General features: G+C 69.8%; 8 protein-coding genes. 6 read left to right on the top strand and 2 right to left on the bottom strand.

Annotated elements, in window-relative coordinates:
• Positions 1-4 precede the first annotated feature (4 nt).
• The 5 genes from FE633_RS05005 to FE633_RS04985 all read left to right on the top strand — a co-directional run bounded on the left by FE633_RS05005 (position 5) and on the right by FE633_RS04985 (position 7,954).
• Positions 5-1,654, top strand: coding sequence for an ABC transporter ATP-binding protein (locus FE633_RS05005; protein ID WP_138043831.1), 1,650 nt, complete (start codon positions 5-7; stop codon positions 1,652-1,654).
• Positions 1,651-2,772 carry an ABC transporter permease gene (locus tag FE633_RS05000; protein ID WP_138043830.1) on the top strand — a complete coding sequence of 374 codons (1,122 nt, stop codon included), beginning with the start codon at positions 1,651-1,653 and terminating at the stop codon, positions 2,770-2,772. The genes FE633_RS05005 and FE633_RS05000 overlap by 4 nt, the downstream gene beginning before the upstream one ends.
• A 5-nt stretch (positions 2,773-2,777) precedes the next feature.
• Positions 2,778-3,704, top strand: coding sequence for an ABC transporter permease (locus tag FE633_RS04995; RefSeq protein WP_246113416.1), 927 nt, complete (start codon positions 2,778-2,780; stop codon positions 3,702-3,704).
• Positions 3,705-3,911: 207 nt separating this feature from the next.
• A complete protein-coding gene (locus FE633_RS04990) occupies positions 3,912-6,896 on the top strand; it encodes an esterase-like activity of phytase family protein (protein WP_171059803.1) in 2,985 nt (994 codons plus the stop codon).
• Positions 6,897-7,051: 155 nt separating this feature from the next.
• Positions 7,052-7,954 (top strand): LLM class F420-dependent oxidoreductase, encoded by a 903-nt coding sequence (locus FE633_RS04985; RefSeq protein WP_138043827.1) that lies wholly within the window; start codon positions 7,052-7,054, stop codon positions 7,952-7,954.
• A 130-nt stretch (positions 7,955-8,084) separates the two neighbouring features.
• Here FE633_RS04985 and FE633_RS04980 read toward each other — a convergent pair whose 3' ends face one another.
• Entirely contained in the window at positions 8,085-9,530 is a 1,446-nt protein-coding gene (locus tag FE633_RS04980) for a family 43 glycosylhydrolase (RefSeq protein ID WP_138043826.1), read from the bottom strand.
• 29 nt (positions 9,531-9,559) lie between these two features.
• Entirely contained in the window at positions 9,560-11,047 is a 1,488-nt protein-coding gene (locus FE633_RS04975; protein ID WP_138043825.1) for a family 43 glycosylhydrolase, read from the bottom strand.
• A 327-nt stretch (positions 11,048-11,374) separates the two neighbouring features.
• Here FE633_RS04975 and FE633_RS04970 point away from each other — a divergent pair, with 327 nt between their 5' ends.
• The gene (locus FE633_RS04970; protein ID WP_138043891.1) at positions 11,375-12,832 is read left to right on the top strand and encodes an alginate lyase family protein; all 1,458 of its coding nucleotides are present in this window, start codon (positions 11,375-11,377) and stop codon (positions 12,830-12,832) included.
• The last annotated feature ends 90 nt before the right edge of the window (positions 12,833-12,922 follow it).

Here is a 12,922-nt window from a genome sequence, read left to right as displayed (position 1 = left end):
CGAGATGAACGAATCATGGGCTGAGGCCGGACCGGCCGTCGCCGCCCGCGCGGTCACCAAGACCTACGGCAACGGCGTGCGCGCCGTACGCGGTGTGGACCTGGAGGTCCCGTCGGGCGAGATCCGCGCGGTCGTCGGCGAGAACGGAGCCGGCAAGTCCACGCTGATGAAGATGTTCTACGGCCTCGAACAACCCAGCTCCGGCGAGATCCTGATCGGCGGCCGGCCGCGGGTGCTGCGCGGCCCGGGCTCGGCGATCGCCCTGGGCGTGGGCATGGTCCACCAGAACCTCATGCTGGTGCCGTCCTTCACCGTCGCCCAGAACGTCGTCCTCGGCGTCGAGCCGGGGCGTCGCGGTCTGGTCGACCCCAGGGCGGCCGTCGAGACGACCGCCCTGCTCGCGGAGGAGTCCGGACTCGCCGTCGATCCGAAGGCCCGGGTGGACGAAGTGTCGGTCGGGATGCGTCAGCGCACGGAGATCCTCAAGGCCCTGCACCGCCGGGCACGCGTCCTCATCCTCGACGAGCCGACCGCCGTCCTGACCCCCCAGGAGACCGAAGACCTGTTCGCCGCCGTGCGCCGGCTGCGCGACGGCGGCATGACGGTGCTGTTCATCTCGCACAAGCTGCGCGAGGTACGGGAGATCAGTGACAAGGTCAGCGTGATGCGGGCCGGCTCCCTGGTCGGGACGGTCGCCACCGCCGACGCCACCGAACGCTCGCTGGCCGCGATGATGGTCGGACGGGACCTGTCGCTCGACGTGGACCGTGCGCCCGCCCGCCCCGCTGAAGTCACCCTGCGCGTAAGGGACTTGGCGTACGAGGCCCCGACCGGCCAGTCCCTGCACGGACTCGGCTTCGACGTCGCCGCCGGGGAGATCGTCGGCGTGGCCGGGATCGAGGGCCACGGGCAGAGCGAGCTCGCCGAGGTCCTGGCCGGACTGCGCCGCCCCACCACGGGCACGGTCGGCGTCGGCGGCACCGACACGGCCGGGCTCGACGTGGCGGGTCACCGCAGGGCGGGCATCGCCTACGTACCGGAGGACCGGCTGTACAACGGCGCCGCTCTCGACGAGTCGATCGCCGACAACCTCGTCGTCGACCGCCACGACCGCCCGCCCCTCTCCCGCCGAGGAGTCCTGCACCCAGGAGCGGTGCGTACGCACGCCGAGCGGCTGATCGAGGAGTACGCGATCCGCACCCCCGATCCGTCCGTCCCGGTGCGCGCGCTGTCCGGCGGCAACATGCAGAAGGTGATCGTCGCCCGCGAGCTCTCCGCCGGGCCAAGGCTGTTGATCGCCTCACAGGTCACCCGCGGGGTGGATGTCGGTGCGATGCGGTTCATGTACGAGCGGCTGGTCGCCGCGCGCGACGCGGGCGCCGCCGTGCTGCTGATCTCCGCCGACCTGACCGAACTGCTCGCCCTCTCCGACCGGTTGCTGGTCCTCAAGGACGGCCGCCTGGTCGGCCGGTTCGACGACACCGCCGGCCTCACCGAGAAGCGGGTCGGTCTCTACATGCTCGGCGTCGAGCACCACGACCAGGAGCAGCTGACGGCCGGGCTGGACGACGTCGAGCCGGCCGACGTCGAGCCGGCCGACGTCGGGCAGGCCGGCTCCGGGCAAGCCGGCTCCGGGGAGGCGTCCGCCATATGACCACCACGCCCATGACGCTGATCGAGAGCGAGGACCGCCGCGAGTACCGGGTCACCCGGCGCCGCGACCTGGCCGTCGACCTCAGCATGACGCTGGCCACCATCCTGGCCGCCCTCGCCATCGGTTTCCTCGTCATGCTCGTCACCGGCAACGACCCGGTGAAGGCGTACGAGGCCATGCTCACCGGCCCGTTGGACCGCTCCTTCCGCGTCGGCCGCTGGCTGGAGGACGCCACCACGCTCACCCTGCTCGGACTGTCGGTGGCCATCCCCTTCCGCGCCCGGCAGATCAGCCTGGGCGCCGAGAGCCAGGTCTACGCGGGCGCGCTCGCCGCGGCGGCGGTCGCGGTCTTCCTGCCGCTGCCGCCGGTCGCCGCCGTGCTCGTCCCCCTGTTCGCCGCGGCCACGGCGGGCGCCGGGATGGGCTTCGTACCGGGAGCGATGAAGGCACGCCTCGGCGCCAACGAGATCGTGGCCACGCTGATGCTCAACGCCATCGTCGTACGCGTCTACGACTATCTGGTCAACGGCCCGCTGAAGGAGCCCGGCAGCAGCGCGGTGCACTCCAGGTCCATCCAGCAGGACTCCGCCCTCACACCGCTGAGCAACTGGTTCGGCATCCCGCTGGGCCGCGCCAACATCGGCCTCTTCCTGATGCTGCTCACCGCCATGGCGCTGTGGCTGCTCATCACCCGCACCCCGCTCGGCTACCGCATCCGGATGACCGGCTCCAACCCCGACTTCGCCGAGTACGGCGGCATCCGTGTGCCCCGCGCCATCGAGTGGAGCTTCGTCATCGGCGGCGCCGTCGCGGGCCTCGCCGGGGCGCACCTCGTGCAGGGCGTGTACGGGCGGCTCGAACCGGGCCTGGCCGGAAGCCTCGCCTTCGAAGGGATCGTGGTCGCCCTGCTGGCGCGCAACAACCCGCTGGTCGTCGTGGTCGCAGGACTCTTCTACTCCTACCTCCGCGCCGGGGGAGACATCATGGAACAGCAGACGGACGTCGGTACCGAGATCGTGGTGGTCATCCAGGCGGTCATCGTGCTGCTGGTGACCGCCCAAGCCCTGCCGGACCTGCTCAAGCGCCGTATCGCGCGCAGGCAGGCGGGTGTCCGGTGAACTCCATGATCGACGTCGTCTTCAGCAGCGCCTTCCTCGCGGCGGTGCTGCGGGTCGCCACCCCGTACCTGCTCGCCGCGTTCGGCGGACTGGTCGCGGAGCGCGCCGGGATCAGCAACATCGCCCTGGAGGGGCAGATGCTCTCCGCCGCCTGCACCGGGGCGCTGGTCGCCGGGTACAGCGGCTCGGTGGCGGTCGGCGCGCTGTGCGGGGTCGCAGTGGCCGTGCTCCTCGGTCTGCTGCTCGCCGCGCTGCGCCTGGAGCTGGGCGCCGACGCGATCATCGCGGGCATCGGCCTCAACCTGCTCGCCTCCGGCGGCACCGCGTACGCCGTCTACTCCCTCCTCGACGACAAGGGCGGCACGTCCGGCCTGAAGAGCGGCAGCCTGCCGACGGTGACGCTGCCCGGCATCGAGAGCATCCCGGTGGTGGGCGAGGTGCTGAGCGGTCAGAACATGGTCACCTGGCTGGCGTTCCTCGCCGCTCCGTTCGTCGCCTGGCTCTTCTACCGCACGCGCTTCGGCTTCCATCTGCGGGCGGTGGGCGAGATGCCGGACGCGGCGGCGTCGGTCGGGATTCCGGTCCGGCATGTCCAGTACGCGGGACTCGCCCTCAGCGGCGCGCTCGCCGGACTCGCCGGGGTCTTCCTGAGCATGGGGTACGTGTCCTTCTTCGTACGCGACATGACGGCGGGCCGCGGTTTCATCGCCCTCGCCGCCGTGTTCCTCGGCGGACTGCGGCCCTGGGGCGTCTTCCTCGCCGCCCTCGGCTTCGGCGCGGCGGAGGCCCTGGCCGTACAGCTCGGCACGCTGGACGTTCCGCCACAGCTCGTGTCAACGATTCCGTACGCGATGACGCTGGTGGCGCTGGCCCTGTACGCGTGGCGCCGCAAGCGCCGCGGCCTGACGCAAGAGACCGCCCCCTCGCTCTGACCCCGCTTCCGCTCAACCACCGGGTCCCGCCTGCCGGTTGGACTACAGGAACCCGTGGCCACTCCCCCACGCCCGGCACAGTCACGCCCCGATGACCCGGCACAGTCACGCCCCGATGAACGGCCGAGGGCTTGGCCTGCCGCCCCCTGCCCCTGCCCCTGCCCCTGCCCCCCGCAACCCGCCCCTTCCCGGAAGGACACCATGCCCATGCGACACAGACACCGAACACGCCGCAGACGCGCGCTCCTGGGCTCCCTCACCGCCGCCGGACTCCTCGGCGGGCTCACCCTCGCCAACGGGTTCGCGGCGGAGCCCGCCCCGGACTCCGCCGAGCAGCACGGCATCCGACTCCTCGACACCCTTGCCGTGCCCGCCGGAACGAGCGAGTTCGGCATGCCGTTCGGTGGGCTGTCCGGGATCGACTACGACCGGGATTCCGGCGAGTACGTCGCCCTCAGCGACGACCGCTCGGAGAACGGCAAGGCGCGCTTCTACACCCTCCGCCTGCCACTGAACGGCACTGCCTTCGCCCACGACAAGCCGGACCTCGACGCCCTGACCGTGCTCGACGACACCACCGGCGAACCCTTCGCCGCCAAGGCCGTCGACCCCGAGGCGGTCCGCTGGACGCCGGACGGCAACAGCCTGCTGTGGACGAGCGAGGGCGCCTCCTCGTCCGGACAACCCGCCTTCGTCCGTGAGGCCACCGCTTCCGGCGGATACGTACGCGAACTGCCGCTGCCCAAGGCGTACGCACCGGTCAGGTCGGCTTCCGGTGCGCTCACCGCGGGCGTCCGCAACAACCAGGCCCTTGAAGGCCTGACCCTCGCCCCGGACGGCAGCAAGGCCGTCACCATCACCGAGAACGCCCTCGTCCAGGACGGTCCCGCGGCCGGGCTGACGGCCAAGAGCCCGTCCCGGTTGCTGGTGATGGACCGCGAGACCGGTGCCGCCGAGGCCGAGCACGTCTACGAGGTCGACCCGATCTCCGACGCGCCCACCGCACCGCTGCCCGCCCCCGTCGGCACCTACTCCGCCGACCGGGGAGTCTCGGAGATCCTCGCGATCAACGAGACCGACTACCTCACCGTCGAGCGGTCCTTCGCCTCCGGCGTCGGCTTCTCCATCCGCCTCTACTGGACGAGCACCATCGGCGCCACCGACGTCAACGGCAAGGAGAAGATCTCCGGCTCCGAGAAGCCGATGCCGAAGAAGCTGCTGTACGACTTCACCACCTCCGGCACCGATGCCGACAACGTCGAGGGCATCACCTGGGGTCCGAAACTGCCCGACGGCTCCCGCTCCCTCGTCCTCGTCGCCGACGACAACTTCGGCTTCAACGGCAGCGTCACCAAGTTCCACCTGCTGTCCGTACGCCCCGGGCTCCTCGCCACCCGCACCCCGGACGTCAACGGCGACGGCGCCGTGAACGCCCGGGACCTGAAGGCCCTTCCCACCTCCGGTTCCGCCGGTGACCTCGACGGCAACGGCCGTACGGACAGCAAGGACGTCAAGCTCTGGACCTCGTACACCCACGACTTCCCGACCGAGCCGAGGACGTCGTCCACCGTCGACGTCCAGCTGCTGTCCTTCAACGACTTCCACGGCAACCTGGAACCGCCCACCGGCCGTGACGCCAACCTCGGGTCCAAGCTGGACCCGAAGTCGACCACGGTCGGCGGCGCGGAGTACCTCGCCGCCAGGCTGGGCCAGCTCCGGGAGGGCACCGATGCCTCGCTGACCGTCGCGGCGGGCGACATCATCGGCGCCAGCCCCTTCCTCTCCGGTCTCTTCCACGACGAACCGACCGTCGAGTCCATGGAGAAACTGCACCTTGACGTCACCAGCGTCGGCAACCACGAGTTCGACGAGGGCACCGACGAACTGCTGCGCATGCAGAACGGCGGCTGCCACCCGAAGGACGGCTGCTACATCAAGGACGAGCCGTACGACGGCGCCGAGTTCCCCTGGCTCGCCGCCAACGTCACCGACCGCACCACCGGTGAGCCCCTCCTGGCCCCCACCTGGATCAAGAAGGTGGACGGGGTCAAGCTCGGCTTCATCGGGATGACCCTGGAAGGCACCCCGGAGGTCACCGGCCAGTCCGGAATCAAGTCGGTGCGCTTCCTGGACGAGGTGGAGACCGCCAACGCCGCCGCGGGCAAACTGCGCGAGCAGGGCGTCGAGGCGATCGTGGTCCTGCTGCACGAGGGCGGCATCCAGGCCGGCAGCTACGGCCAGTGCGACGGGATCTCGGGCCCGATCGTCGACATCGCCAAGCATCTGGACCCCGCGATCGACGCGGTTGTCACCGGCCACACCCACCAGCCGTACATCTGCTCGCTGCCCGACCCGGACGGCGAGCCGCGCATGGTCACCTCGGCCTCGTCCTTCGGCCGGGTGGTCACCGAGACCCGGCTGCCCGTCGACCGCCGCACCGGGGACGTCGTACGTGACCAGGTCGCCGCGATGAACCACCTCGTCACCCGCACCGGCGCCAAGGACGCCGAACAGACGACGGTCATCGACAAGTGGAAGGAGCTGTCGGCGCCCCTGGCCAACCGGATCGTCGGCGAGGTCACCGCCGACATCACCCGCTCCGAGACGCGCGACGCCGAATCCGACCTGGCGAACCTGGTCGCCGACGCCCAGCTGGCGGCGACCGCGGCTCCGGAGAAGGGCGGGGCACAGATCGCCCTGATGAACCCCGGTGGGGTGCGGGCGGACCTGGTGTACGCCTCGTCGACGGGCGGCGAGGCACCCGGCGAGATCACGTACGCGGAGGCCTTCGCCGTCCAGCCCTTCGCCGGGACGCTGGTGACCGTCGACCTGACGGGGGCGCAGATCGAGAAGATCCTGGAAGAGCAGTTCAACGACTCCGGAACCAGGGCGCCCACCCTCATCCTCGGCGTCTCGAGGGGGCTGACGTACTCGTACTCCGGCAGCGCCCCCGTCGGCGACCGCATCGATCCCGAGTCGATCAAGCTCAACGGCGGGACGCTGCAGCCCGACGCCACCTACCGGGTGGCCGCCAACACCTTCCTCGCGGCGGGCGGCGACGGGTTCACCACTTTCGCCAAGGGCACCAACCCCGTCGGCGGCGGCGACGACATCGCGGCACTGACCGACTATCTCACCGCCCAGAGCCCGGTAGCCCCTCCGGGCACGGACCGCATGACCGAACTCCCCTGAGAACGGCTCCTGTTGAGGCTCCGCTCCGTCCTCGGACACCAGGGGCGGAGCCTCGCCACGCTCGCGGTCACGGAATATCCGAAAGCAGTCATCGGTTGGGGCTGCTGCGACACGTTCGTACGACAGTGCACAGCCTTCGGAGGGAGTCGGAGTCGATGGTGGACGACATCACGAGCGGGGTTCGCGACAGGTCACCCAAGGAGGCGGTCGGACGGTACGGCATCTGGAGTGTCGGGCTGCGTTCGGAGGATCCGTCACAGCGCGGCGAACTCGCCGAGACCGCCGCCGAGCTCGAACAACTCGGCTTCGGTGCCGTCTGGTTGGGCGGCAGCACAGGGGTGCAGCACGCCGTGCCGCTCATCGAGGCGACGTCGCGGCTCACCGTGGCGACCGGCATCCAGAGCATCTGGCAGTACGAGGCCGCCGACACCGCGGCGCGTTTCGCCGAGCTGGAATCGGCCCATCCCGGCCGGTTCCTGCTCGGTCTCGGGGTGAGTCACGCCAAGCTGACGGACCAGTACCGGCGCCCCTATTCGTCCATGGTCGACTATCTGGACGCCTTGGACGCCCCGGGCACCGCCGGGGTGCCCGCCGAGCGCCGGGTCCTGGCCGCTCTCGGCCCGAAGATGCTGAAGCTGTCACGCGATCGCGCCGCCGGCTCACACCCGTACCTCGTGACTCCCGAGCACACCGCGGAGGCCCGCGAGATCCTGGGTGAAGGCCCGCTGCTCGCACCGGAGTTGAAGGTCGTCCTGGAGACAGACCCGGATCGCGCCCGCTCGCTCGCCCGTGACAGCCTCGCCATGTATCTCTCCCTGCCGAACTACACCAACAGCTTCCTGCGGTTCGGCTTCACCGAGGACGACTTCGCGGACGGCGGCAGCGACCGACTCATCGACACGCTCTACGCCTGGGGCGACGACGACCGGATCCGCGCACGGATCGACGCCTTTTACACCGCAGGCGCGGACCACGTGGCCTTCCAAGTGGTCACCGACCAGGGCCCGTCGGCCCTCACGCGCCCCGAATGGCGCCGCCTGGCCGGGCTGTTGGCCTGACAGCGGCGGCACCGTACTCGCCCCCCTCACCGGGTGCGGCGGCGGACGCCCCGCACCGGCTCCGGGCCCCCGGCCGTATGGACGGCCGGGGGCCCGGGCCCGTTCGGTCAGCGGCTGCTCCGCCGTTGCCTCATTCCGCGTAGTAGGTCGCGTCCTGCCGGTCCAGGGTGGTGCTGACCGGCTGGACGTAGAGCAGGTTGTTGTAGTGCCGGATGTAACGGCCGGGGTAGTTGAGCGATTCGAAGGAGACGCCGGAAGCGGAGTCCGCCAGGCCCGCCCGCTGGTTGAACGACGCGTCGTTCTTGAAGGCGGTCGAGCCGTCGTTCTTCTCCACCCACACCTCGAAGTTCTTGTGGCGCAGGTAGTAGCCGGGGAAGTTCGCCGATTCGAGGGAGACGGTGCCGCTGCCGGCCAGGCCGGTGACGACGCGGAACTGGGAGTCCGCGAGGTTGGTGACGTTCGCCTCGAGCTTCGCCCGGTACTCCCAGTGGCGGATGTAGCGGTCGGGGAAGTTGTACGAGGAGAAGCGGACCGGGGTCACGCCGTCGGCGACCGGGATGCCGAAGTTGGGCGTGCCGTCGGCGTTCCAGTACAGCTTCTGGTACCGGGTACGGCGGTTGGGGTCGTTGAGCGGGTCGCCGCTGATGTCCTTGTAGTTGCGGTCGTGGTAGACAAGGATGTCCGACTTGCCGTCCTCGGACGTGGTGAAGGTGTTGTGGCCCGGGCCGTACTGACCGGTCGCGGCGTTGCTCGTGAAGACCGGGTTCGGGTTCTTCGTCCAGGACGCCGGGTTCATCAGGTCGGCGGAGGCGTTCGCCGTCAGCAGTCCGAGGCAGTAGTTGGCGTCGGTGGCGGAGGCCGAGAAGGTCATGAAGACCTTGCCGCCCCGCTGGATGACGGCCGGGCCCTCGTTGACGGTGTGGCCGACCTTCTCCCAGGCGTTGGTGGGCCGCGAGATCATGACGGGAGCGCCGCTGATGGTCCACGGGCTGGACATCTTGGCGAGGTAGATGTTGGTGCCGTCGCCGACGGCAGGGTCGTTCTGCGCCCAGCTGAGGTAGCGGGTGCTGCCCACGACGAACGTCGTCGCGTCGAGCGAGAAGGTGTCCAGCGGCAGGGAGATGCGGCCCTTCTCGGTCCAGGTGCCGGTCAGCGGGTTGGCGGAGCTGCTCTCCAGGACGTACGGACGGATCTTCCAGATGTCGTTGGAGGCACCGGCGGCGAAGTAGACGTACCACTTGCCGTTGATGAAGTGGACCTCCGGGGCCCAGATGTGGGCACCCATCTCACCGCTGGCGTGCTTGGTCCAGATCGTCGTCTCGGGAGCGGTCGACAGTCCCTGGAGGGTGGTGGCCCGGCGCATCACGATCTTGTCGTACGCGGGCACCGTGGCGGTGAAGTAGTAGTAGCCGTCGGTGTGCTTGTAGATGTGCGGGTCGGCGCGCTGTGCGGCGATCGGGTTGGTGAAGGTCACGGCGGGCGAGGCGGGGGCGGCGGCGTGGGCGGGGGTGCCGGTCGTCAGCAGTGCCAGCGCGGCGAGGACCGCCGTCAGCACGCGGCTGATGAGACGTCTCATGGTGTCGGGTTCTCCTGGTGGGGGTGGGATCAGGTGGTGGGCTGCAGGCGCCACTGCTGGCAGTTGTTGTTCAGCCAGGTCCACTGGCGTACGTCGGTGCCGTTGGCGGTGCCGCAGTTGGCGACGTCGGCGACCTTGCCGGTGGACTCGTTGACGATCCGCACGTAGTCACCGGTGGCGGTGTAGACCAGGCGGTACTTCTGGCAGTTGTTGTTCAGCCAGGACCACTGCTGGATGTCGGTGCCGTCGGCCGAGGAGCAGTTCGAGACGTCCATGACCTTGCCGGTGGCCACGTTCACCAGCCGGCTCGTGTCGCTGCCCTGGTCCTCGATCCGCCACTTCTGGTTGGCGCCGCCTGTGCAGCTCCACTGGAAGATGTTCGTGCCGTCGGCCGTGTTGCCGCCCTCCACGTCCAGGCACTTGCCGCTGTTGCGGTTCACCAGCGTGTACGCCGTGGGCGTGGCCGCCGTCTCACCGTCCGGGCCGGGCAGCGAGGTGCCGAGCGCGACCGGGGTGCCGAAGTTCGGCGTACCGTCGGCGTTCCAGGTGAACTTCTGGGCGCGGGTGGTGCGGCCGTTGCCGCAGCCGCCGTTCGTGCTGTTGTTGGCGTGGTAGACGATCCAGTTCTCGGTGCCGTCCGGCGAGGTGAAGAACCCGTTGTGGCCAGGACCGTAGACACCTGCCGCGTCGTTGCGCTGGAAGACGGGGGTGGACTTCTTCGTCCAAGACGACGCCTGCAGCGGATCGCTTCCGGTCAACTCCAGCTGCCCCAGCTTGTAGTCAGGCGTCTGACAGGAGCTGGCGGAGAAGGTGAGGAACGTCCTGCCGTTGTGGTACAGCGGTTCGGGGCCTTCGTTGACCGCGCCGCCCGAGGTCTCCCAGCTCGCGGTGGGGCTGGAGATGATGTTGAAGGTCGTGCTCGCCAGCGTGTACGGGTTGCTCAACGGCGCGATGACCAGGCTCTGTTTGCTGCCGTTGATGAAGCCGCTGCCCAGCAGATACAGCTTGTTGTCGTGCTTGAGCACGCTGGCGTCGATGAGCCAGCCGCCGGGGCTGAGGTTGGAGCCGCTGAGCTGGTTCTTGTAGGTGTACGGGCCCATGGGGTCCGAGCCGGCGCTCTCCAGGACGTGGGTGCGCTGGGAGTCGCAGCAGGCGACCCCGGACTGCCCGGCGGAGTAGTACAGGTACCACTTGCCGTCGAAGAAGTGCAGCTCGGGCGCCCAGATGTTGGTGTTCCGGGTGGGGGTCGTGTCGCTCCAGACCTGGACGCTGGCGGCCGTGGACAGCCCGGCCAGCGTCGGCGACTTACGCATCGTCAGCACGCCGGTGAAGGTCGTGGTGATCAGGTAGTAGTTGCCGTTGTAGTACTCCAGCCAGGGATCGGCGCCCTTCTGCGACTTGACCGGGTTGGTATACGGCCGCCCGTCGGCCGCGGCAGCGGGCTGCGTGGTCACGAGTGACGCGAGCAGGGCCAGCAGTGCTGCCCCCAGGGCGAACCAATGGCGTGTGCGGAACACGGAAAGTCCCTTCCGGCGGCAGCATGTTCGACCATGTTCGAAATGACGAACACTGTGCGTAACTTCGACCGAAAGGTAGAGGTGAGGTGTGAGGGGCGTCAATGGACGTGCGGTATTTGGTTGCGGCCAGTTTTCCGGCGGGTGACGGGCACTCCGCCCCTGGATCCCCGCCCGACCGGGTCGGGCGCCGACCGTGACCGGCGCTCCGGCTCACTTTTCTGTTATCGCCCGTGGGCCGTCGCGTCTCCTGTGCGTACTCGTACGCATCGGAACGCCCCCCCAGACCTGAGGACCGAGCACGTGAGAGCACAGATCAGCCGCCGGAGCATGATGAAGATCGCCGGTACGGCCGCGGGCGCGGCCGCCGTCGGCGCCACCGTCACCGCTGCCCCCGCATCAGCGGCGGGCTCGGCCTTCGCGCACCCCGGACTGCTGCACACCAAGGCCGACCTGGACCGCATGGCGGCCAAGGTGAAGGCGGGCGCGGCCCCGTACAAGGCGGGCTTCGCCCGACTGACCGCCAACCGGCACTCCCAGAGCAACTGGACGGCCAATCCGCAGGCGACGGTCTACCGGGGTGCGGGCTCGCCCCAGAACTACGCCACCCTCTACAACGACATCCACGCCGCCTATCAGAACGCGCTGCGCTGGCATGTCACGGGTGACAGCGCGCACGCGGACACCGCCGTGGCCATCTGCAACGCCTGGTCGGCGAAGCTGACCAGCCTCCAAGGCTCCGCCGACCGGTTCCTCGCGGCGGGCCTCTACGGCTACCAGTTCGCCAACGCGGCCGAACTCGTCCGCGACCACGACGACTTCGACCTGGCCCGGTTCCAGAAGATGATGCGAGACGTCTTCGCTCCGCTCAGCGAGGACTTCCTCAAGAACCACAACGGCGCCGTCGTCTCCAACTACTGGACCAACTGGGACCTGACGGCCATGGCCTGCGTCCTCGCCGTCGGCATCCTGTGCGACGACCGTGCCAAGGTCGACACCGCGGTCTCGTACTTCAAGCACGGCGACGGCATGGGCTCGATCAAGAACGCCATCCCCGTCGTGCTCTCCGACGGGCTCGCCGAGTGGGTGGAGGCCGGCCGCGACCAGGGCCACGCCCTGCTGGGCGTCGGCCTGATGGGCACGTTCTGCGAGATGGCCTGGAACCAGGGCATCGACCTGTACGGCTACGACGACAGCCGCTTCTTCAAGGGCGCCCAGTACGTGGCGAAGTGGAGCCTGGGCGGGGACGTGCCGTACACGGCCAACACCCGCAAGAAGGGCGCGATCAACGGCTGGTCGGGCACGGAGACCGCGAGTGACGCGGCCGGCGTGGACCCGAACATGGTCCGGCCCATCTGGGCCATGATCGCCAACCACTACACCAAGCGGAAGGGCCTGTCCGCGTCGTACCTGACCCGGATAGCGGCCAAGGCCGCTCCCGAGGGTGGCGGCGGCGACTACGGCCCCAACAGCGGCGGCTACGACCAACTCGGCTTCGGCACGCTGGCCTACACCCGCGACCGGTCCGCGAAGCCGGAGGACGCGGCCTCTCCCGCGGCCTCTGCGGCATCCGGCTCCGACGCGGACACCGCGTCCGGCTCCGACTCCGGCGCGGCGCCCGCCCAGCAGTCCCCCTCCCCCACCCCGCAGGGCGGCAGGAACGGCGACCTGGCCGCCACCGGCTCCTCGGACCTCCCCGCCTGGACCGCCGCCACCGGCATCACCGCCCTCGCGGGCGGCCTGCTCCTGCTACGCCGCCGCGGGCGCGCGGGGCGCGACGCGCAGTGATCGGGCGGCCGGCATCCTGAAGGCCCGCCCGCCGGCACCGATGCGCTGGTGCGTCCGTGCGGGTGGGCGTCCCGGCGCATCAGGTCGCGG

This window comes from Streptomyces montanus, from assembly GCF_005786655.1.
In the GTDB taxonomy this organism is placed as follows: Bacteria; Actinomycetota; Actinomycetes; order Streptomycetales; family Streptomycetaceae; genus Streptomyces; species Streptomyces sporangiiformans.
This window is presented reverse-complemented; position numbering and strand designations above follow the sequence as displayed.

Excerpts from the sequence above, each read along its gene's own strand:
- FE633_RS05005 (WP_138043831.1), top strand. The coding sequence starts at position 5 with ATGAACGAATCATGGGCTGAGGCCGGACCGGCCGTCGCCGCCCGCGCG.
- FE633_RS05000 (WP_138043830.1), top strand. The coding sequence starts at position 1,651 with ATGACCACCACGCCCATGACGCTGATCGAGAGCGAGGACCGCCGCGAG.
- FE633_RS04995 (WP_246113416.1), top strand. The coding sequence starts at position 2,778 with ATGATCGACGTCGTCTTCAGCAGCGCCTTCCTCGCGGCGGTGCTGCGG.
- FE633_RS04990 (WP_171059803.1), top strand. The coding sequence starts at position 3,912 with ATGCGACACAGACACCGAACACGCCGCAGACGCGCGCTCCTGGGCTCC.
- FE633_RS04985 (WP_138043827.1), top strand. The coding sequence starts at position 7,052 with ATGGTGGACGACATCACGAGCGGGGTTCGCGACAGGTCACCCAAGGAG.
- FE633_RS04980 (WP_138043826.1), bottom strand. The coding sequence starts at position 9,530 with ATGAGACGTCTCATCAGCCGCGTGCTGACGGCGGTCCTCGCCGCGCTG.
- FE633_RS04970 (WP_138043891.1), top strand. The coding sequence starts at position 11,375 with ATGATGAAGATCGCCGGTACGGCCGCGGGCGCGGCCGCCGTCGGCGCC.